Source organism: Staphylococcus sp. HMSC36A10 (assembly GCF_001838845.1).
In the GTDB taxonomy this organism is placed as follows: domain Bacteria; phylum Bacillota; class Bacilli; order Staphylococcales; family Staphylococcaceae; genus Staphylococcus; species Staphylococcus aureus.
Genome location: NZ_KV839117.1, coordinates 94,075 through 115,296, shown reverse-complemented (window position 1 = coordinate 115,296; position 21,222 = coordinate 94,075). Strand labels below are relative to the sequence as shown.

The window sequence follows — 21,222 nt, the reverse complement described above, 5'->3', positions numbered from 1 at the left end:
TGTACTCATCCGCTATACACCATCCCTATCATATATACGGCAGTAAAGATGAAAACCCAAACAACATCTAAGAAGTGCCAGTATAAACTTACTATAAATAATTTTGGCGCATTATATTTGTCTAATCCGCGTCGTTGGATTTGGATTAATAAACAAATGGCCCAAACGATACCTAGCGATACGTGACAACCATGCGTTCCTAATAGGATAAAGAAACTAGACCAGTAAGAACCAATTGTTGGGTTAACGCCTTCTGATGCATAGTGTGCGAATTCATAAATTTCGAATCCAACAAAGACTAAACCTAAAAGTAACGTAATGATCATCCAAAACATCATTAACTTTTGTTTTTCTTGGCGCATGTAGTAAATAGCAATACCACATGTGTAAGAACTGAATAATAATGCAAACGTCATTATTAAAACAAGAGGCAATTCAAATAACTCAGTAGTCATTTTACCTGCATAATCGCCACCATGTTGCAAAGTTAATAGTGTCGCAAATAGGGTACCGAATAACGCAAATTCGGCTGTAATGAAAATCCAAAAGCCAAGCTTATTTAATTCGCCTTCATGTGTGCGTGAATCAATAGTGTTTGTATCATGACTCATGACTTACAGCCTCCCTTTCTTTAATACGCGCTTCTCTTAATCTAGCTTCAGTTTCAGCAACTTCAGCAGCAGGGATATGATATCCGTGATCGATTTGGAAACTGCGATAAATCATAGTACCAAAAATACCGAATAAACAAATTAATGCTGGAATTACAGTTTCGAATATTAAGAAGAAACCGCCGATAGTCATAAAGATACCAATCCAGAATCCAACAGGAGTATTGTTTGGCATATGAATGTCTTTGTAATTATGGTTGTCTAAGTAATGACGACCATGTTCTTTCATATCAACAAATGTGTCGTAGTCATTCCAATCTGGTGTAATGGCAAAGTTGTATTTAGGTGGAATTGCTGATGCAGTAGTCCACTCTAGAGTACGACCAAGGCCATCCCAGTTATCTCCAGTTGCTTCACGTGGAGATTTGAAGTGACTGTATACGATACTAACAACAAGGAATAAGAATCCGATTGCCATTAATAATGCACCGATAGTTGAAATTAAGTTTAATAAGAACCAACCATCTGATGGCATATAAGTGTATAAACGACGTGGCATACCATCTAATCCAAGAATGAATTGTGGTAAGAAACAAACGTTAAATCCGATCATGAAGAACCAGAAGCACCATTTGTTTAATGTTTCGTTTAATTTGTAACCCATCATCTTTGGATACCAGAAGATTAAACCAGCTAAGCAGGCAAATACAACACCAGTAACCAATGTATAGTGGAAGTGAGCTACTAAGAAGTACGTATTGTGATATTGATAGTCAGCAGATGCCATTGCTAACATTACACCCGTAACACCACCTAAAAGGAAGTTAGGGATAAATGCTAATGAGAATAACATTGGTGACTCAAATGTAATACGTCCTTTATATAATGTTAATAACCAGTTAAACAATTTCACACCAGTTGGAATACCAATCAGCATTGTTGAAATTGAGAAGAATGAGTTGATTAACGCACCATTACCCATTGTGAAGAAATGGTGAACCCAAACTAAGAAACTAAGGAACGCGATACCGGCAGTTGCCCATACCATACTTTGATGTCCGAATAAACGCTTACGAGCGAATGTCGGGATAATTTCTGAGTAAATACCAAATGCTGGAAGGATAACGATATAAACTTCAGGGTGCCCCCATACCCAGAAGAAGTTAGCCCAAAGCATTGGCATACCGCCATGTGCAACTGTGAAGAATGCTGTGTCAAATATTCTATCAGTTGTCATTAATGCTAACGCTACTGTTAAAGGAGGGAAAGCAAGAATAACAATTAATGTAGTAATAAATGTTGTTACTGTAAACATTGGCATTTGCATAAACTTCATAGTTGGTGTTTTACATCTTAAAATTGTTACAAAGAAGTTGATACCTGTAGCTAAGGTACCAAGCCCTGAAATTTGTATAGCTATTAAGTAATAGTTAACACCCGGACCAGGACTGAATTCACCTGCTAGTGGCGCATAGTTTGTCCAACCAGCTGCTGGTGAACCACCAATAATAAATGACAGGTTGAATAAAATCATACCTGCAAAGAATAGCCAGAAACTTACGTTGTTTAATACTGGGAATGCAACATCACGTGCTCCAATTTGTAATGGAACAACGATATTCCATAAACCAAAGATAAATGGCATTGCCATGAAGATAATCATGATTACACCATGTGTACTAAAAATTTCGTTATAGTGGTTAGATTCTAAAAATTTGTTATCAGGTACTGTTAATTGCGCACGAATAAGTAACGCATCAATACCACCACGGACGAACATTAATACGGCACAGATTAAATACATAATACCGATTTTCTTATGGTCTACAGATGTGAACCATTCTTTGTAAAGATATTTCCATAATTTAAAGTAAGTAATTACTGCGATTAAACCAATAACTAAGAATGGGGCACCAATTTGTGCCATTGTAATCATCCAGTTACCTTTAACTAGTAATTGATCCCATGGAAAATTCATTAATGTCCACCTCCATGATCATCATTGTCTTGATCTTGCGCATCTTTTGAAATTTTCTTCATTTCTTTCGCATTTTTCGATTCATCTTTCTTGAACTCATTGTTATATGGTTCGTCATTTCCAAGAATCATCAACTTCATACCATGTCGTTTATAGTTCGCATTTGTAATTTGAGCTTTACGAGCAGGTATTAATGGTTTGTCTGATACATCTTTAAACATATTTTCTTCACTAGTGAAGTTTGGATCTTTCAATTCGAAATTGAAACGTTTATATGCATAGAAGATGTATTCTGGATCGGCTGCTGGATCAACAAACGCCATATGTGTACCATTAAATTCTAAAGCTTTATTAGGTGTGCTTGGTAATAATTGTTTATCAAATGTATCTTGATCTAACGTTTTCTTACCTTTAACTTCTTTCACCCATTTGTCGTAGTCTTTTTGACTAACGGCATTTACTTTAAATGTTTGACGTGAGAATCCTTCACCATTGAAGTTAGAGTTACGACCTCTGAACGTACCAGTTTGAGATGCTTCTAACGTCCAATTCATTGTCATGCCAGTCATGGCATATTTTTGACCACCTAATTGTGGAATCCAGAAACTTGTCATTGTATCCATAGCTTGAAGCTTAAATACAACAGGACGATCTTTAGGGATTGTTAATGTATTAACAGTCTCTATATGTTCATCTGGATAAGCAAAGAACCATTTGTATCCTGCACTTACTGCATATACAACCATTGGATCTTTCTCACTCTTCGGTGGTTTTTCGTAATCGTATAAAGTTTTAACTGTAGGAATAGCTAAAGCAGCAACGATTATGATAGGTATTACAAACCATATTGTTTCAATGATGGCATTATGGTGCATCTTACCAGATTCGGCATTCTTATTATAACTATACTTGTAAATAAAAATGGCGAACATGCCAAGTACAACGAAACAAATAACAAGCATGAAGACGATTGAATAAAGAATCAAGAACTTCTGACTACTTGCTACTGGCCCTTTTGCGTTGAAAATTTCTATATTTGAACAACCACTAAGTAAAATTAGTGTGCCAAATAATAGAAGCAAAGACTTAAATTTTGACACTTTTTTGACCTCCTAATACTACAAATGTAGGGCTTAACATTAATTTTAAGTTATTACACAATATTTACAAGGGCTTATGGGAAAAAAATTAATAAAATTGTATCAAAAATGTTGATAAATCAAGGTGTGACGTGGGTTCACACATTTGTTAAAATTATGTGTACATTTTGTGACTAATAGCGTTTTTGAAAAAATTGCTTCATATTTAAAAGGAAAGTTGAGAATAGCTTTCAATTAAAGGTTAATTGAATGAAAATAAAAAAAGTTTGAAATTGTCTAATAAATTGAAAATGATGGCTAGTTCATTGAAAGGAAGCGCAAACATTTTAATAAGGAATTTGCCAAAAGTAATTTATCGTTAAACAATGAAAAGTGGAGATTTGTTTGTTCAAAATCAAAACATTCTTTTAAAAAGAGCAGTTAAGTTTTAATAATTTGATAGGTAGTTCTTTGGTATACAGAAAAAATACAATATTTGGGTTAAAGTTGCAGATGAAGTTAGAATAACAAATAAAATGGTAGCAAAACATGTTCGTTTGCTACCATTTTATTTGCAGTATAGTGATGAGGGCTATTTAACCTCAATATACCTAGTGGAAATTTTAATTGCACCATCTGAATCAGTGACATGATATTTAATTTGATATTTACCAGATTTAGATGTATCAATTTGGCCATCGACTTTAATTTTATCGGTTAAATCTCCATCTTCTTTATCAAATGCACTTATGCCGTTTAGAAGGTTATAATCTTGACCTTTCTTAATAACGATATCATTAGCGCCTTTAATTTGTGGTGTAGTATTCGTCGTTGCATCTGCATTTAAATTTGGTGTTACTAGTGTAGCAGAAACACCGAGGGCTGATAATGACTGTAATAGTTTATTCATAATGTAACCTCCGAATGATAAGTCATTTCTGAGTTAGCTTTACTATACCTTAATTTATATTATTTACACATCATACTATAGTCCTAATCTTACCCTATAAAGAATGAAATTTAAATATAAATTTATAAATAATGAGGAAATAATTATTATTTTGAAAATCTGCCACAATTGTAAAATTAATAATTCTGGGATAATTTGAAATCAAATATAACTTTATTCGACAGTTTGAACTTAAATTTTTGTGAATCAAAACAATAAGAAAAGGGAGGCGAAAATGATAAAGAACCACTAATGATTAATTATGTAGTAGTACTTTATCATAGTCACAGCTTCTGTGTTGGGGCCCATCCCCAACTTGCACATTATTGTAAGCTGACTTTTCGTCAGCTTCTTTGTTGGGGCCCCGGACTAAAATTGAAAAATGCTTGTTACAAGCTTATTTTCATTCAATTAACTACTGTCTATATAAAATTGTTGAGCCAAGAACAAAGTGAAATGCTCCCTTCAAAGACTTCATTTATTCAATGTCTACTTTGAAGGGAGCATTTGATTGATTAATGTCCCAGATTTTTCTTGTTATTCATTGCAATTGCAAAATAATATTTAATGTGGGTTAAAAGACTTCATTAAAACTCAGTTATTAGGGAGTGGGACAGAAATGATATTTTCGTAAAATTTATTTCGTCGTCCCACCCCGGCAAGGTTGACTAGAATTGAAAAAAGCTTGTTACAAGCGAATTTTCGTTCAGTCAACTACTGCCATTATAACTTTGTAGAGCATAGAACATTGATTTATGTCTCAGGCTCTTTACGAATCAATACCTCGACGCATTTTTTCTGCAAGCAAAGTATTATTTAATACCATAGTAATTGTTAATGGACCAACGCCACCAGGAACTGGTGTAATAGCTCCAGCAATTTCTTTAACCGCATCATAATCAACGTCACCTTTTAATTTGCCATTTTCATCTGGCGTATTGCCAACATCGATAATTACTGCTCCTTCTTTGACCACATCTTTTGTTACTAAACCAGGCTTACCAACTGCACTGACAATGACATCAGCATCCTTTAAATATGATGCCATATCTTTTGAACGAGAATGTAAGATTGTTACTGATGCATTTTTTTGAAGTAGTAACTTAGAAACTGGTTGTCCGACAATATGACTTCGTCCAATTACAACTGCATTTTTACCTTCTAAATCAATATCAGCATGTTTTAATATTTCCATGATGCCGAGCGGTGTGCAAGGTACAAAAGTTTGTTCATCGATATATAATTTCCCTATATTTATTGGATGAAATCCGTCCACATCTTTTTCAGGATTGATTGCTTCTAATATTTTCTGTTCACTAACTTGTTTTGGTAATGGTACTTGCACCAAAATACCACTTACAGAATCATCATTATTTAATCTATTTAGTTCGTTTAATACTTCTTCTTCAGTAGCTGTTTCTTCCAAATGTACGATTTCTGAAATCATACCAATTTTTTCAGCTGCTTTCTTTTTTGATCTAACATAACTTTGACTAGCGCCATCATTACCAACTAATATAACGGATAATTTAGGTGTAAAACCCTTTTCTTTTAGCGCTTCAACTTGATCTTGTAACCCCTGTCTGTAGTCTTTGGCAATTTGTTTACCATCTAAAATTTTAGCAACCATAAAAACTTCTCCTCCTATTGTCAATATCCTAACTTTGTTAGTTCATAAAACTAATTTACATAGCAAAAGACGTAAATTCAAACAAAAAATCAAAATAAAGTTCGATTTTTGATTGAAAAAGCAGAAATTGCTTGTTATGCTATATCTATAATATACAACTAAAGTAATTCACAATTCAAACTTTTGAAAGGGTGTACAAAGTGAAAGTAGCAGTCATTATGGGCAGTTCTTCCGATTGGAAAATTATGCAAGAGAGTTGTAACATGTTGGATTATTTTGAAATTCCGTACGAAAAACAAGTAGTATCCGCACATCGTACGCCAAAAATGATGGTTCAATTTGCTTCTGAAGCGAGAGAAAGAGGTATAAACATTATCATTGCAGGCGCTGGCGGTGCGGCACATTTACCAGGTATGGTTGCATCATTAACGACGCTACCAGTTATTGGAGTGCCGATTGAAACAAAAAGTTTAAAGGGTATAGATTCTTTATTATCAATTGTTCAAATGCCAGGAGGTATTCCGGTTGCAACGACTGCAATTGGTGCAGCAGGTGCTAAAAACGCAGGTATACTTGCAGCAAGAATGTTAAGTATTCAAAATCCTTCTTTAGTTGAAAAACTAAATCAGTATGAATCTTCGTTAATTCAAAAAGTGGAGGACATGCAAAATGAACTTCAATAAATTAAAGTTTGGTGCGACTATTGGCATTATTGGTGGTGGTCAGCTTGGAAAGATGATGGCACAATCAGCTCAAAAAATGGGTTATAAAGTGGTTGTATTGGATCCTGCTGAAGATTGTCCATGTAGATACGTTGCACACGAATTTATACAAGCCAAGTATGACGATGAAAAGGCACTCAATCAATTAGGACAAAAATGTGATGTGATTACTTATGAATTTGAAAACATTTCAGCCCAACAATTAAAACTATTATGTGAAAAGTACAATATTCCGCAAGGTTACCAAGCTATACAGTTATTACAAGACCGCTTAACTGAAAAAGAAACATTAAAAAGTGCTGGTACCAAAGTTGTCCCGTTCATTTCAGTAAAAGAATCTACAGATATTGACAAAGCAATTGAAACATTAGGATATCCTTTTATTGTAAAAACTAGATTTGGTGGCTACGATGGCAAAGGTCAAGTTTTAATTAACAACGAAAAAGACTTACAAGAAGGTTTTAAATTAATTGAAACTAGTGAATGCGTAGCTGAAAAATATTTGAATATCAAGAAAGAAGTATCTCTTACTGTTACAAGAGGAAACAACAATCAAATCACTTTTTTCCCATTACAAGAAAATGAGCATAGAAATCAAATACTTTTCAAAACAATTGTTCCAGCGAGAATAGATAAAACAGCTGAGGCGAAAGAGCAAGTTAATAAAATTATCCAATCGATTCATTTCATTGGAACATTTACAGTGGAATTTTTTATAGATAGTAACAACCAATTGTATGTGAACGAGATTGCACCAAGGCCTCACAATTCCGGACATTATTCAATTGAAGCATGTGATTATTCACAATTTGATACTCATATTTTAGCAGTTACCGGACAATCATTACCAAATTCAATTGAATTATTAAAGCCTGCAGTCATGATGAACTTACTAGGTAAAGACTTAGATTTATTGGAAAATGAATTTAATGAACATCCAGAGTGGCACTTACATATTTATGGTAAGTCTGAGCGTAAAGATAGCAGAAAAATGGGGCATATGACTGTACTAACGAATGATGTAAACCAAACTGAACAAGATATGTACGCTAAATTTGAGGGGAGTAATTAAAGCATGACATTATTATATGAAGGAAAAGCGAAGCGCATTTTCTCAACAAATCAAGAAAATGAATTAAGAGTTGAATATAAAGATGAAGTTACTGCTGGAAACGGGGCTAAGAAAGACACAATGGCAGGTAAGGGGCGATTAAATAATCAAATTACTTCTATTATATTTAAATATTTACAAGAAAATGGAATAGAAAGTCACTTTATTAAACAATTATCTGAAACAGAACAATTAGTTAAGCCTGTGAAAATAATTCCATTAGAAGTAGTTGTTCGTAATATTGCTAGTGGATCTATTACAAAGCGTTTAGGTTTTGAAAATGGTGAAGTTTTTAGAGAACCACTTGTGGAATTTTTCTATAAAAATGATGCGTTAAATGATCCGTTGATAACGGATGACCATGTTAAATTGCTCAATATAGCATCAGATGAAGATATTGAAATACTAAAATCCAAAGCATTAAAGATTAATAATGTGTTGAAACAATTAATGGATGCTATGAATTTAAAATTAGTAGATTTTAAAATCGAATTTGGAAAGACTGAGACTGGTCAAATTTTGTTAGCGGATGAAATATCTCCAGATACATGTCGAATTTGGGATAAAGCTACCAATGCAAACTTTGATAAAGATGTATATAGAAATAACACTGGATCACTGATTGAAACATATCAAATATTTTTAAACAAATTGGAGGATTTAAAATAATGAAAACAATTGAACTACATATCACATTACAACCACAAGTATTAGATACGCAAGGACAAACGCTTACTCGAGCTGTACATGACTTAGGTTATGCACAAGTGAATGATATTCGTGTAGGAAAAGTATTATATATGACAGTGGATGAGGTTAGTGATGAAAAGGTACACAACATTATTACAACTCTAAGTGAAAAATTGTTTGCAAATACAGTGATTGAAGAATATAGCTATAAAGTGTTAGATGATGAAAAGGAGAATGCATAAAATGAAATTTGCGGTTCTTGTTTTTCCAGGTTCGAATTGTGATAGAGACATGTTTAATGCTGCTATTAAAAGTGGTGTTGAAGCGGAATATGTAGATTATAGAGAAACATCACTAAGTGGATTTGATGGCGTACTTATTCCTGGTGGATTTTCATTCGGGGATTACTTAAGATCTGGGGCAATGGCTAGTGTAGCGCCGATTATTTCGGAAGTTAAACGTCTTGCAGCAGAAGGTAAGCCAGTATTAGGTGTTTGTAATGGGTTTCAAATTTTAACTGAAATAGGCTTATTACCTGGTGCATTATTGCATAACGATTCACATTTATTTATTAGTAGAAATGAAGAGTTAGAAATAGTGAATAATCAAACGGCATTTACAAATCTTTATGAACAAGGTGAAAAAGTTATATATCCTGTAGCTCACGGTGAAGGTCATTATTATTGTACTGATGAAATATATCAACAATTAAAAGCTAACAATCAAATTATTCTGAAATATGTGAATAATCCGAACGGTTCATATGATGATATTGCAGGAATTGTTAACGAAAAAGGCAATGTATGTGGCATGATGCCACATCCTGAAAGAGCTTTAGAAACGTTGTTAGGTACTGATAGTGGTGTGAAATTATTTGAAGCGATGGTAAAAAGTTGGAGGGAACAACATGTCTAAATTTATCGAACCAAGCGTTGAAGAAATTAAACTTGAAAAAGTATATCAAGATATGGGATTAAGTGATCAAGAATATGAAAAAGTTTGCGATATTTTAGGCAGACAACCTAACTTTACAGAAACAGGTATCTTTTCTGTTATGTGGAGTGAACATTGCTCTTATAAACATTCTAAACCGTTTTTAAAGCAATTTCCTACATCAGGTGACCATGTGCTTATGGGGCCTGGTGAAGGTGCAGGGGTAGTCGATATAGGTGATAATCAAGCCGTAGTATTTAAAGTAGAGTCTCACAATCATCCATCAGCAATTGAACCATATCAAGGGGCTGCTACAGGCGTTGGTGGAATCATTCGTGACATTGTCTCTATTGGGGCTAGACCTATTAATTTGTTAAACAGTCTTAGATTTGGAGAATTAGATAATAAACAAAACCAAAGATTACTTAAAGGTGTTGTAAAGGGTATCGGAGGTTATGGTAACTGCATTGGTATTCCAACAACTGCTGGTGAAATCGAATTTGATGAACGTTATGATGGCAATCCACTTGTTAATGCAATGTGTGTTGGTGTTATCAATCACGACATGATTCAAAAAGGCACAGCAAAAGGTGTAGGTAATTCGGTCATTTATGTTGGTTTGAAAACTGGTCGAGATGGTATTCATGGTGCTACTTTTGCATCTGAAGAATTGACGGAAGAAAGCGAAAGTAAACGACCTTCTGTACAAATCGGTGATCCATTTGTAGGTAAAAAATTAATGGAAGCAACACTTGAAGCAATTACATTTGATGAATTAGTTGGTATTCAAGATATGGGTGCTGCTGGTTTAACATCTTCATCGTCTGAAATGGCGGCAAAAGGTGGTAGTGGGTTACATTTGAGATTAGAACAAGTGCCAACACGTGAGCCAGGTATTTCTCCTTATGAAATGATGCTTTCAGAAACTCAAGAACGTATGTTACTAGTTGTTGAAAAAGGTACTGAACAAAAATTCTTAGATTTATTTGATAAGCACGAATTTGATAGTGCTGTTATAGGTGAAGTTACAGATACAAATCGTTTTGTTTTAACATATGATGACGAAGTTTATGCTGACATTCCAGTTGAACCACTAGCTGATGAAGCACCTGTATATATTTTAGAAGGAGAAGAAAAAGATTATAATACTTCTAAAAATGATTATACACACATCGATGTTAAAGATACTTTCTTTAAATTACTTAAGCATCCGACTATAGCATCTAAACACTATTTATATGATCAATACGACCAACAAGTTGGTGCCAATACGATAATTAAGCCAGGACTTCAAGCATCGGTAGTACGTGTGGAAGGCACAAATAAGGCAATTGCTTCAACAATTGATGGTGAAGCGCGTTATGTATATAACAATCCATATGAAGGTGGAAAGATGGTAGTAGCTGAAGCTTATCGAAATTTAATTGCCGTGGGTGCAACACCATTAGCAATGACAGATTGTTTAAATTATGGTTCTCCTGAAAAGAAAGAAATCTATCAACAGTTGATAGATTCAACGAAAGGTATGGCAGAAGCATGCGACATTCTTAAGACACCAGTAGTTTCTGGTAATGTATCTTTATATAACGAAACGAAAGGTACTTCTATTTTCCCAACACCAGTTGTTGGAATGGTAGGTTTGATTGAAAATGTAAATTATTTAAATGATTTTGAACCTCAAGTTGGAGATAAATTATATTTAATCGGTGATACTAAGGACGACTTTGGTGGTAGTCAACTTGAAAAGTTAATTTATGGCAAAGTTAATCATGAATTTGAGTCATTAGATTTGAGTTCAGAAGTTGAAAAAGGTGAATCAATCAAGACCGCTATTCGTGAAGGACTATTATCACATGTTCAAACAGTTGGTAAAGGTGGCTTACTGATTACCTTAGCTAAACTAAGTGCGCATTACGGTTTAGGATTAAAATCTTCAATAGATATAACAAATGCACAATTGTTTAGTGAGACGCAAGGCCGATATGTTGTTTCTGTTAAATCAGGTAAAACTTTAAATATTGATAATGCAATAGAAATTGGACTTTTAACAGATAGTGATAATTTCAAGGTAACAACACCATATACAGAGATTAGTGAAAATGTTTCAGATATTAAACAAATATGGGAAGGGGCAATTGCTCAATGTTTAACTACTCAGGATTAAACGAAGAATGTGGCGTGTTTGGTATTTGGAATCATCCTGAAGCAGCGCAACTAACATATATGGGACTTCATAGTTTGCAACATCGTGGTCAAGAAGGTGCAGGTATAGTTGTTTCTGATCAAAATGAATTAAAAGGCGAGCGAGGATTAGGCTTACTAACTGAAGCGATTAAAGATGATCAAATGGAACGATTAAAAGGATATCAACATGCAATTGGTCACGTCCGTTATGCTACTTCAGGTAATAAAGGTATTGAAAATATTCAACCGTTTCTGTATCACTTTTATGATATGAGTGTAGGTATTTGTCATAATGGTAACCTCATTAATGCTAAATCATTGCGTCAGAATTTAGAAAAACAAGGTGCTATCTTCCATTCGTCTTCTGATACTGAAGTCATTATGCATTTGATACGTCGAAGTAAAGCTCCTACTTTTGAGGAAGCGTTGAAAGAAAGTTTGCGAAAAGTTAAAGGCGGTTTTACATTTGCGATTTTAACTAAAGATGCGTTATATGGCGCAGTAGATCCAAATGCTATCAGACCACTTGTTGTAGGTAAAATGAAAGATGGGACATACATCCTTGCAAGTGAAACATGTGCAATAGATGTGTTAGGTGCAGAATTTGTTCAAGATATTCATGCAGGTGAATATGTCGTGATTAACGATAAAGGTATTACAGTTAAATCTTATACACATCATACGACAACTGCAATTTCTGCGATGGAATATATTTATTTTGCTAGACCAGACTCAACAATAGCTGGTAAAAATGTCCATGCAGTACGTAAAGCTTCTGGTAAAAAATTAGCCCAAGAAAGCCCTGTAAATGCTGATATGGTCATCGGTGTACCCAATTCATCGCTATCAGCTGCGAGTGGTTATGCTGAAGAAATAGGTTTGCCATATGAAATGGGACTAGTTAAAAATCAATATGTTGCAAGAACATTTATTCAACCAACTCAAGAATTACGTGAGCAAGGTGTGAGAGTGAAGTTATCTGCGGTAAAAGATATAGTAGATGGGAAAAATATCATTCTTGTTGATGATTCCATTGTTCGCGGTACGACAATTCGACGCATTGTGAAAATGTTAAAAGATTCTGGTGCAAATAAAGTGCATGTGCGTATAGCATCACCGGAATTTATGTTTCCAAGTTTTTACGGAATCGATGTTTCAACTACGGCAGAATTAATTTCTGCAAGCAAATCACCTGAAGAAATTAAAGATTATATTGGCGCTGATTCATTAGCATATCTATCTCTAGATGGGTTAATTGAATCAATTGGTTTAGATTATGACGCGCCATATAGTGGCTTATGTGTAGAAAGTTTCACTGGAGATTATCCTGCAGGGTTATATGATTATGAAGCAAATTATAAAGCGCATTTAAGTCATCGACAAAAGCAATATATTTCTAAAAACAAACACTTTTTTGATAGCGAGGGAAATTTAAATGTCTAAAGCATATGAACAATCTGGTGTAAATATTCATGCTGGTTATGAAGCTGTAGAAAGAATGTCTAGTCATGTTAAACGTACGATGCGTAAAGAAGTTATCGGTGGTTTAGGTGGATTCGGTGCTACATTTGATTTATCACAATTAAATATGACAGCGCCAGTTTTAGTTTCTGGAACAGACGGAGTAGGTACGAAATTAAAACTAGCTATCGACTATGGTAAACATGATTCGATAGGTATCGATGCAGTCGCAATGTGTGTTAATGATATTTTAACGACAGGTGCAGAACCATTATATTTTTTAGATTACATTGCTACAAACAAAGTTGTTCCTGAAGTTATTGAACAAATTGTTAAAGGTATTAGTGATGCATGTGTTGAAACGAATACTGCACTTATCGGTGGAGAGACTGCTGAAATGGGTGAAATGTATCACGAAGGCGAATATGATGTAGCTGGATTTGCTGTTGGAGCAGTTGAAAAGGATGACTATGTAGATGGTTCAGAAGTGAAAGAGGGACAAGTTGTTATAGGGCTTGCGTCAAGTGGCATTCATTCAAATGGATACAGTTTAGTGCGCAAATTAATTAATGAATCAGGCATTGATTTGGCATCAAACTTCGATAATCGTCCATTTATAGATGTCTTTTTAGAACCAACTAAATTATATGTCAAACCTGTACTTGCTTTAAAAAAAGAAGTTTCTATTAAGGCAATGAATCATATTACTGGTGGAGGCTTTTATGAAAATATTCCACGTGCATTGCCAGCCGGATATGCTGCTAGAATTGATACTACATCATTTCCAACGCCAAAAATATTTGATTGGTTACAACAACAAGGCAATATAGACACAAATGAAATGTATAACATTTTTAACATGGGTATTGGCTATACGGTTATCGTTGATGAAAAAGATGCATCACGCGCTTTGAAGATTTTAGCAGAACAAAATGTGGAAGCCTATCAAATTGGTCATATTGTGAAAAATGAGTCAACTGCAATTGAATTGTTGGGGGTATAACAATGGTTAAAATTGCGATTTTTGCATCAGGTTCAGGAAGTAACTTTGAAAATATAGTTGAGCATGTTGAATCAGGAAAACTTGAAAATATTGAAGTTACGGCGCTATATACGGATCATCAAAATGCGTTTTGTATAGATAGAGCAAAAAAGCACGATATTCCTGTTTATATTAATGAACCAAAACAATTTGATTCAAAAGCAGCGTATGAACAACATTTAGTAACACTATTAAATAAAGATAAGGTAGAGTGGATTATTTTAGCTGGCTACATGCGTCTAATAGGTCCAGACTTATTAGCATCATTTGAAGGTAAAATATTGAATATACATCCATCTCTATTGCCGAAATATAAGGGGATTGACGCAATAGGCCAAGCATATCATAGTGGCGATACTATTACTGGTTCGACAGTACATTATGTTGATAGTGGTATGGATACGGGAGAAATTATTGAACAGAGACAATGTGATATTAGACCGGACGATTCAAAAGAACAATTAGAAGAGAAAGTAAAAAAATTGGAATATGAATTATATCCAAGTGTTATTGCTAAAATTGTAAAATAAGGAGTATGTATGTGATGAAGAAAGCTATTTTGAGCGTATCAAATAAAACAGGTATTGTAGAGTTTGCTAAAGCGTTAACGCAATTAAATTATGAATTATATTCAACAGGTGGTACTAAACGTATATTAGATGAAGCAAATGTACCAGTTCGTTCTGTTTCAGACTTAACACATTTTCCAGAAATAATGGATGGCCGTGTTAAAACATTACATCCGGCTGTTCATGGTGGCATTTTAGCTGATCGAAATAAACCGCAGCATTTAAATGAATTATCAGAACAACATATAGATTTAATTGATATGGTAGTAGTTAATTTATATCCATTCCAACAAACTGTTGCAAACCCTGATGTAACGATGGACGAAGCAATTGAAAATATTGATATTGGTGGTCCAACAATGTTACGTGCTGCAGCTAAAAACTATAAACATGTAACAACAATTGTACATCCTGCAGATTATCAAGAAGTATTGACGCGATTAAGAAACGATTCGTTAGATGAGTCATATAGACAGTCATTAATGATCAAAGTTTTTGAGCATACTGCAGAATATGATGAAGCGATTGTACGTTTCTTTAAAGGGGATAAAGAAACTTTAAGATATGGAGAAAATCCACAACAATCAGCGTATTTTGTGAGAACTTCGAATGCTAAGCACACGATTGCAGGCGCTAAACAATTACATGGGAAACAATTAAGCTATAACAATATTAAAGATGCAGATGCTACACTAGCTTTAGTTAAAAAGTTTGATACACCTGCTGCAGTTGCGGTTAAACACATGAATCCATGTGGTGTTGGTATCGGTGACACGATAGAACAAGCATTTCAACATGCGTATGAAGCGGATAGTCAATCAATATTTGGTGGAATTGTTGCATTAAACCGAGCTGTAACACCTGAGTTAGCAGAGCAATTGCATAGTATCTTTTTGGAAGTCATTATTGCACCAAAATTTACAGATGAAGCATTAGATATTTTAAAACAAAAGAAGAATGTAAGATTATTAGAAATTGATATGACTATAGACAGTAACGAAGAAGAGTTTGTTTCAGTATCTGGCGGATATTTAGTTCAAGATAAAGACAATTATGTCGTGCCAAAAGAAGAAATGAAAGTTGTTACAGAAGTAGCACCTACTGATGAACAATGGGAAGCAATGTTATTAGGATGGAAAGTTGTACCATCAGTAAAAAGTAATGCAATTATTTTAAGTAATAATAAACAAACTGTAGGTATAGGTGCTGGACAAATGAATCGTGTCGGTGCTGCTAAAATTGCGTTAGAGAGAGCTATTGAAATCAATGATCATGTAGCGTTAGTATCTGATGGATTTTTCCCTATGGGAGATACAGTTGAACTTGCAGCACAACATGGTATAAAGGCAATTATCCAACCGGGTGGTTCGATTAAAGATCAAGATTCAATTGATATGGCTAATAAACATGGTATTGCAATGGTAGTCACAGGCACTCGACATTTTAAACACTAATTTTAAAGGGGCGTAACATAAATGAATGTATTAGTAATTGGTGCTGGTGGACGAGAACATGCACTTGCATATAAACTTAATCAATCGAATCTAGTTAAACAAGTGTTTGTCATTCCAGGTAATGAGGCAATGACACCTATAGCTGAAGTACACACTGAAATTTCAGAATCTGATCATCAAGGGATACTAGATTTTGCTAAACAGCAAAATGTTGATTGGGTAGTTATAGGTCCAGAACAGCCGCTAATTGATGGATTAGCAGACATTTTACGAGCGAATGGTTTCAAAGTGTTTGGTCCAAATAAGCAAGCAGCTCAAATCGAAGGCTCAAAATTATTTGCTAAAAAGATAATGGAAAAATATAATATTCCAACTGCTGATTATAAAGAAGTTGAGCGAAAAAAGGATGCTTTAACATATATTGAAAACTGTGAATTGCCCGTTGTTGTCAAGAAAGATGGGTTAGCTGCTGGGAAAGGCGTTATTATTGCAGATACTATTGAAGCAGCCAGAAGTGCTATTGAGATTATGTATGGTGATGAAGAAGAAGGTACTGTTGTATTTGAAACGTTTTTAGAAGGTGAAGAGTTCTCGCTAATGACATTTGTTAATGGTGATTTAGCAGTTCCTTTCGACTGTATTGCACAAGATCATAAACGCGCATTTGATCATGATGAAGGACCAAATACTGGTGGTATGGGGGCTTATTGTCCAGTACCACATATTAGTGACGATGTTTTAAAACTTACAAATGAAACAATTGCACAACCCATTGCAAAGGCAATGCTTAATGAAGGTTATCAATTCTTCGGTGTATTATACATTGGTGCTATTTTAACTAAAGATGGTCCAAAAGTAATAGAATTTAATGCCCGTTTTGGTGATCCTGAAGCTCAAGTATTATTAAGTCGCATGGAAAGTGATTTAATGCAGCATATTATTGATTTAGATGAAGGAAAACGTACTGAATTCAAATGGAAAAATGAATCTATTGTAGGGGTCATGTTGGCATCAAAAGGATATCCTGATGCATATGAAAAAGGGCATAAAGTAAGTGGCTTTGATTTAAATGAAAACTATTTTGTTAGTGGATTAAAGAAGCAAGGTGATACCTTTGTTACTTCAGGTGGTAGAGTTATACTTGCCATCGGAAAAGGTGACAATGTACAAGATGCACAGCGAGACGCATACAAAAAAGTATCACAAATACAAAGTGACCATTTATTCTATCGTCATGACATTGCGAATAAAGCACTACAACTTAAATAAGTAAATTTAAAATACTAAGATTAGCTATGAACGAATCTATAACGATAGATTTTTTCATAGCTTTTTTAGTTGTAGAGTCTAGGACATTGATTTCTGTACCAAATTTGTGATTATGCATATGTAATACAAAAGAGGCGCCACAACATGTTTGGATGAACAAAATAACATGTTTGTGGCACCTCTTTTGTTTAGTATGGAATAAATGGTTTTCTTTTTCTATACAATGAATTTCTAATTTAGTATCTATACAATTATGGATAAAATTTAACCTACACGACCAAGACGAACATCATCTATGCCCGTGATGGGTAAGGTGATTGAACAATAATATGCCATAGTAATAATGGCAATTAAAACTATAATAAAGATTATATCTTTATATGAGAAAGGTACGTTGTAATAGTAAGTACGAGGACCATCTCTAAATCCTTTCGACTCCATCGCAACTGATAATTGATGTGCCTTTCTAATATTTTGGCTTAATAGAGGTATAATTAAATGCTTAAATCGCTTTAACCCTCTATAATTTGCCGCGTCTATCATCTGATAGCGCATTTTTAAAGATCTGCGAAGCTGTATTAAAGAACTAATCATTAAAGGTATCATACGAATGGCAGCCATGAATGCATAAGCAACTTTTGATTTAACCTTTAAATGTTGCATTAAACTATAAAATATCATGACAACCTGAGATGTAAGTGCGATTAAGATACCGAAAAATGAAATAGCAATGGTTCTTAATGATACATGTAAACCACGAACTAAACTTTCTGTTGTAATATGGATAAATCCGAATTTCAAAATTGTATGGCTACCATTCCCGTATAAAATCATGAACAGGGAAGAGAGTAATGCAAAGCCAATACTTATAGTTATAAAAATTGCTGTAATTTTAAACTGAGTACCATTAAACATCAATAAGAAAACTAACATTAAGATAGTGATATAAAGCATAAAATCGAAATTATGCACAAATATAATAAAGAAAAATAGTATAATTCCAAGAAATAGTTTCGTTATAATGTTGACATCATCAACAAATGATTGCCGAACTTTCCATTGCTCATACATTCGTATCACCATCACAATCTAGTAACGCACCATCTGAAATTTTAAGTCTTCTTGATGGATAACGTTCAATTATTTCATCGTCATGTGTAACCATGACAATACTTTGTCCCAAATTAATTCGCTTTTGGAAAAGTTTGATCAACTGGAATGTATTATGGCTATCAAGTCCAAATGTCGGTTCATCTAAAAAGATAATATCAGCTTTAGAACTTAGTGCGGTAGCTACGCTAAGGCGTCGTTTTTGACCAATAGACAACTCATAAGGATGTTGATCTTTTACATTTTGTAAATCTAAAAGTTTTAAAAGTTGTATCGTTTCATCATCACTTTGATCTTTAGAAAGGTGATTAAAATGAATGTTAATTTCATCATAAACCGAATTTGTTATAAATTGTAATTCTGGGTTTTGATAAACTAGGTACATGTGTTTTGCTGCATGTTTAATTTTTGTTAAACGCTGATTTTCAAAATAAACATCACCTTGATATTTAATCAATTGCATAATTGATTCAAGCAAGGTTGTTTTACCACTACCATTTGCCCCTGTAATTGTAATCCACTCACCTAGACCAATTTCTAAATCTGAGAATGAGAGCAATGTTGATTTACCGCGAATAATACGTCCATTTTTAAATTGTAATAAGTGTGAGTTTGTTGTTGGAAAGTCAACACGACTTGGTGCGAATTCCCATGCACGTGGATGCCACACACCATATTCACTGAGTAAATGAACATACTTCTGTAATATGATTTCAGGACATTCATCGGCAATGATATTTCCGTTATAATCCATCAAAATGACGCGGTCGACATGATTCCAGATGTGTTTAACTTTATGTTCAACGATTACAACCGTTTGATCTTCCCAAAGTTCAATTAGTTTAGTCCATAAATCTTCTGTTGCTTGAACATCTAACATTGCTGTCGGTTCATCTAAAAACAATGTTTTTGATTGTTGAAGAATGGTTTCAACAATTGCCAATTTCTGTTTCATCCCGCCACTTAAATCTTTGATATACGTTTCAGGGGTAACATTTAAATTGACCATATTTAAAGCATTGATAATTAACGCATCCATGTCTTCACGTGGTACTTGTCTATTTTCTAAAACGAATGCAAGTTCTTCGTATACTTTTGGCATACAAAACTGGCTATCAGGGTCTTGGAAAATAACGCCACTTAATGGGTCAACGATTAGTTCATCATATTTCATAGGTAATTCAATTAAATTAGGAACAATACCACTTAATACATTCAGAAGTGTACTTTTACCGCAACCAGAAGGACCGAGTAAAAGTACTTTTTCTTTGTCTTGAATAGTGATATTTAAATGATCGAAAATTTTACGCTGACCACTTGGATATTTTAATCGTAAATCACTTACTTTTAACACTCTGAATGCTCCTCTTATAAGTTGTCGTAATCTTCTTTAGCAGCTGGTCTAAATAATTTTGTTACGCCTGTCTTATCTAAAGCTTTTACTAAAAGGTAAGATAGGACGCCGGCGACTACTGCACCACTAATTAATCTAAATACGATGAATAATGTTAAGTTCCAACCTGCAACTTCATTTAAATAACCATAGAAATAATCTATAGGGAAAGCCGCGATTGCTGTACAAAAACCTGCTAACATAGCTACCATAACTGAACGAGATTGATATTTAAAAATTGCAAAGACAAGTTCACACGCTAAACCTTGTATAAAAGCGTAAACGATTGTCGGAATATCGAAACGACCCATAATGATAGTTTCGCCGGCACCTGCAGCAAATTCAGCCAGTAAAGCAATACCTGGTTTTGGAATAATTAGATAGCAGACAATCGCTGCCATGAACCAAACCCCGTTTGTTAATTGTTCGAGGTGAAGGCCTGTAGCTTGCACACCATTGTAAACAAACCACCATAAATTGTAAATAACTGCGAATACTACTGAAATAAGTACGGTTACTAGTATTTCAGATAGCTTTAAACCTTTTGACATTTTTACATCCTCCTAATAAAAAAACGCACAACCATCCATAGGAAAGTTATGCGTTCACAATATATATTAGTAAAACATATGTATAGTAACACTTTCCTACGCTAGTTCAAGCTAGATCAGGTTCAAAGGGTTTGAGGGCAAGCCTCATCTCAGTATAAAACACCCCTAGTGTGTGCGATTTATTTAATTAATTATACTGTAAGACGTTTGTAAACTTATGTCAATAGGTTGTCTTCATGAAATTTCGTTTAATTCGATTTAAAATTTATAATATTAGCATTGGATTTAAATTGAAGATGTAGTAGGAATGTTAGTAATTAAAGATATAAAAATATGTGACATGTAATAAGATTGAGCTGATAAATGAAGAGGGATACTTATCAATCATACCTCTTTAACAACAGTGAAGAACCCGTGCATAATGGCTTACGAATTATAGTTTGTAGGGTAAAAGAGGGATACATGCGCCGAGCACATGCAAAAAAG

The 21,222-nt window shown here is 34.1% G+C and carries 20 protein-coding genes and 1 riboswitch; of the genes, 12 read left to right on the top strand and 8 right to left on the bottom strand.

Annotated elements, in window-relative coordinates:
- Positions 1 to 5 precede the first annotated feature (5 nt).
- Genes qoxC through qoxA form a run of 3 tightly spaced genes read right to left on the bottom strand, consistent with a single transcriptional unit; the run spans position 6 to position 3,689 of the window.
- Complete coding sequence (gene qoxC / locus HMPREF3247_RS08275; RefSeq protein ID WP_000017736.1) at positions 6 to 611, bottom strand: cytochrome aa3 quinol oxidase subunit III; 606 nt, start codon at positions 609 to 611, stop codon at positions 6 to 8.
- Positions 601 to 2,589: a cytochrome aa3 quinol oxidase subunit I gene (gene qoxB / locus HMPREF3247_RS08270; protein WP_001010762.1), complete on the bottom strand. Its 1,989-nt coding sequence runs from the start codon at positions 2,587 to 2,589 to the stop codon at positions 601 to 603. The genes qoxC and qoxB overlap by 11 nt, the downstream gene beginning before the upstream one ends.
- On the bottom strand, positions 2,589 to 3,689 hold the full coding sequence (gene qoxA, locus HMPREF3247_RS08265) for a cytochrome aa3 quinol oxidase subunit II (protein ID WP_000032836.1): 1,101 nt from the start codon (positions 3,687 to 3,689) through the stop codon (positions 2,589 to 2,591). Before qoxA ends, qoxB begins: the two co-directional genes overlap by 1 nt.
- Before the next feature lie 304 nt (positions 3,690 to 3,993).
- Here qoxA and HMPREF3247_RS08260 point away from each other — a divergent pair, with 304 nt between their 5' ends.
- Complete coding sequence (locus HMPREF3247_RS08260) at positions 3,994 to 4,113, top strand: hypothetical protein (protein WP_031866211.1); 120 nt, start codon at positions 3,994 to 3,996, stop codon at positions 4,111 to 4,113.
- 147 nt (positions 4,114 to 4,260) lie between these two features.
- Here the strand turns inward: HMPREF3247_RS08260 and HMPREF3247_RS08255 are convergent, their stop codons facing one another.
- Positions 4,261 to 4,578 (bottom strand): DUF5011 domain-containing protein, encoded by a 318-nt coding sequence (locus HMPREF3247_RS08255; RefSeq protein ID WP_001037831.1) that lies wholly within the window; start codon positions 4,576 to 4,578, stop codon positions 4,261 to 4,263.
- An 808-nt stretch (positions 4,579 to 5,386) separates the two neighbouring features.
- A complete protein-coding gene (folD, locus tag HMPREF3247_RS08250; protein ID WP_000225837.1) occupies positions 5,387 to 6,247 on the bottom strand; it encodes a bifunctional methylenetetrahydrofolate dehydrogenase/methenyltetrahydrofolate cyclohydrolase FolD in 861 nt (286 codons plus the stop codon).
- Between the two features lie 200 nt (positions 6,248 to 6,447).
- Between folD and purE the strand changes: the two genes are divergently transcribed.
- The 11 genes from purE to purD are packed head-to-tail and all read left to right on the top strand — an operon-like array spanning position 6,448 to position 17,682.
- Positions 6,448 to 6,930: a 5-(carboxyamino)imidazole ribonucleotide mutase gene (purE, locus tag HMPREF3247_RS08245; protein ID WP_000861572.1), complete on the top strand. Its 483-nt coding sequence runs from the start codon at positions 6,448 to 6,450 to the stop codon at positions 6,928 to 6,930.
- Positions 6,917 to 8,041, top strand: coding sequence for a 5-(carboxyamino)imidazole ribonucleotide synthase (gene purK / locus HMPREF3247_RS08240; RefSeq protein ID WP_001010406.1), 1,125 nt, complete (start codon positions 6,917 to 6,919; stop codon positions 8,039 to 8,041). The genes purE and purK overlap by 14 nt, the downstream gene beginning before the upstream one ends.
- Before the next feature lie 3 nt (positions 8,042 to 8,044).
- Positions 8,045 to 8,749: a phosphoribosylaminoimidazolesuccinocarboxamide synthase gene (purC, locus tag HMPREF3247_RS08235; RefSeq protein WP_000174053.1), complete on the top strand. Its 705-nt coding sequence runs from the start codon at positions 8,045 to 8,047 to the stop codon at positions 8,747 to 8,749.
- Positions 8,749 to 9,012: a phosphoribosylformylglycinamidine synthase subunit PurS gene (gene purS / locus HMPREF3247_RS08230; protein WP_000848350.1), complete on the top strand. Its 264-nt coding sequence runs from the start codon at positions 8,749 to 8,751 to the stop codon at positions 9,010 to 9,012. Before purC ends, purS begins: the two co-directional genes overlap by 1 nt.
- Before the next feature lies 1 nt (position 9,013).
- Entirely contained in the window at positions 9,014 to 9,685 is a 672-nt protein-coding gene (purQ, locus tag HMPREF3247_RS08225) for a phosphoribosylformylglycinamidine synthase I (protein ID WP_000666799.1), read from the top strand.
- Positions 9,678 to 11,867 carry a phosphoribosylformylglycinamidine synthase subunit PurL gene (gene purL, locus HMPREF3247_RS08220; RefSeq protein ID WP_070866227.1) on the top strand — a complete coding sequence of 730 codons (2,190 nt, stop codon included), beginning with the start codon at positions 9,678 to 9,680 and terminating at the stop codon, positions 11,865 to 11,867. The genes purQ and purL overlap by 8 nt, the downstream gene beginning before the upstream one ends.
- Entirely contained in the window at positions 11,846 to 13,330 is a 1,485-nt protein-coding gene (purF, locus tag HMPREF3247_RS08215) for an amidophosphoribosyltransferase (RefSeq protein WP_000483712.1), read from the top strand. The genes purL and purF overlap by 22 nt, the downstream gene beginning before the upstream one ends.
- Positions 13,323 to 14,351 (top strand): phosphoribosylformylglycinamidine cyclo-ligase, encoded by a 1,029-nt coding sequence (gene purM, locus HMPREF3247_RS08210; RefSeq protein WP_000030811.1) that lies wholly within the window; start codon positions 13,323 to 13,325, stop codon positions 14,349 to 14,351. The genes purF and purM overlap by 8 nt, the downstream gene beginning before the upstream one ends.
- A 2-nt stretch (positions 14,352 to 14,353) precedes the next feature.
- Positions 14,354 to 14,920, top strand: coding sequence for a phosphoribosylglycinamide formyltransferase (gene purN, locus HMPREF3247_RS08205; RefSeq protein WP_000238670.1), 567 nt, complete (start codon positions 14,354 to 14,356; stop codon positions 14,918 to 14,920).
- Positions 14,921 to 14,934: 14 nt separating this feature from the next.
- On the top strand, positions 14,935 to 16,413 hold the full coding sequence (gene purH / locus HMPREF3247_RS08200; protein WP_000709282.1) for a bifunctional phosphoribosylaminoimidazolecarboxamide formyltransferase/IMP cyclohydrolase: 1,479 nt from the start codon (positions 14,935 to 14,937) through the stop codon (positions 16,411 to 16,413).
- A 21-nt stretch (positions 16,414 to 16,434) separates the two neighbouring features.
- Positions 16,435 to 17,682, top strand: coding sequence for a phosphoribosylamine--glycine ligase (gene purD / locus HMPREF3247_RS08195; protein WP_001101920.1), 1,248 nt, complete (start codon positions 16,435 to 16,437; stop codon positions 17,680 to 17,682).
- Between the two features lie 264 nt (positions 17,683 to 17,946).
- Here the strand turns inward: purD and HMPREF3247_RS08190 are convergent, their stop codons facing one another.
- The 3 genes from HMPREF3247_RS08190 to HMPREF3247_RS08180 are packed head-to-tail and all read right to left on the bottom strand — an operon-like array spanning position 17,947 to position 20,736.
- Positions 17,947 to 18,753, bottom strand: coding sequence for an energy-coupling factor transporter transmembrane component T family protein (locus HMPREF3247_RS08190; protein WP_000273253.1), 807 nt, complete (start codon positions 18,751 to 18,753; stop codon positions 17,947 to 17,949).
- Entirely contained in the window at positions 18,746 to 20,146 is a 1,401-nt protein-coding gene (locus HMPREF3247_RS08185; RefSeq protein WP_000921973.1) for an ABC transporter ATP-binding protein, read from the bottom strand. Before HMPREF3247_RS08185 ends, HMPREF3247_RS08190 begins: the two co-directional genes overlap by 8 nt.
- A gap of 14 nt (positions 20,147 to 20,160) precedes the next feature.
- Positions 20,161 to 20,736 (bottom strand): ECF transporter S component, encoded by a 576-nt coding sequence (locus HMPREF3247_RS08180; RefSeq protein WP_000033477.1) that lies wholly within the window; start codon positions 20,734 to 20,736, stop codon positions 20,161 to 20,163.
- A 76-nt stretch (positions 20,737 to 20,812) separates the two neighbouring features.
- Positions 20,813 to 20,913: riboswitch (TPP riboswitch) on the bottom strand.
- Positions 20,914 to 21,222 lie beyond the last annotated feature (309 nt).

Bases quoted from the DNA above. Each gene is read 5' to 3' on its own strand.
- purH (WP_000709282.1), top strand. From the start codon at position 14,935: ATGAAGAAAGCTATTTTGAGCGTATCAAATAAAACAGGTATTGTAGAG.
- purD (WP_001101920.1), top strand. From the start codon at position 16,435: ATGAATGTATTAGTAATTGGTGCTGGTGGACGAGAACATGCACTTGCA.
- HMPREF3247_RS08180 (WP_000033477.1), bottom strand. From the start codon at position 20,736: ATGTCAAAAGGTTTAAAGCTATCTGAAATACTAGTAACCGTACTTATT.
- purN (WP_000238670.1), top strand. From the start codon at position 14,354: ATGGTTAAAATTGCGATTTTTGCATCAGGTTCAGGAAGTAACTTTGAA.
- purK (WP_001010406.1), top strand. From the start codon at position 6,917: ATGAACTTCAATAAATTAAAGTTTGGTGCGACTATTGGCATTATTGGT.
- purQ (WP_000666799.1), top strand. From the start codon at position 9,014: ATGAAATTTGCGGTTCTTGTTTTTCCAGGTTCGAATTGTGATAGAGAC.
- purM (WP_000030811.1), top strand. From the start codon at position 13,323: ATGTCTAAAGCATATGAACAATCTGGTGTAAATATTCATGCTGGTTAT.
- qoxC (WP_000017736.1), bottom strand. From the start codon at position 611: ATGAGTCATGATACAAACACTATTGATTCACGCACACATGAAGGCGAA.
- HMPREF3247_RS08255 (WP_001037831.1), bottom strand. From the start codon at position 4,578: ATGAATAAACTATTACAGTCATTATCAGCCCTCGGTGTTTCTGCTACA.
- folD (WP_000225837.1), bottom strand. From the start codon at position 6,247: ATGGTTGCTAAAATTTTAGATGGTAAACAAATTGCCAAAGACTACAGA.
- purF (WP_000483712.1), top strand. From the start codon at position 11,846: ATGTTTAACTACTCAGGATTAAACGAAGAATGTGGCGTGTTTGGTATT.
- purL (WP_070866227.1), top strand. From the start codon at position 9,678: ATGTCTAAATTTATCGAACCAAGCGTTGAAGAAATTAAACTTGAAAAA.
- purC (WP_000174053.1), top strand. From the start codon at position 8,045: ATGACATTATTATATGAAGGAAAAGCGAAGCGCATTTTCTCAACAAAT.
- qoxB (WP_001010762.1), bottom strand. From the start codon at position 2,589: ATGAATTTTCCATGGGATCAATTACTAGTTAAAGGTAACTGGATGATT.
- purS (WP_000848350.1), top strand. From the start codon at position 8,749: ATGAAAACAATTGAACTACATATCACATTACAACCACAAGTATTAGAT.
- HMPREF3247_RS08190 (WP_000273253.1), bottom strand. From the start codon at position 18,753: ATGTATGAGCAATGGAAAGTTCGGCAATCATTTGTTGATGATGTCAAC.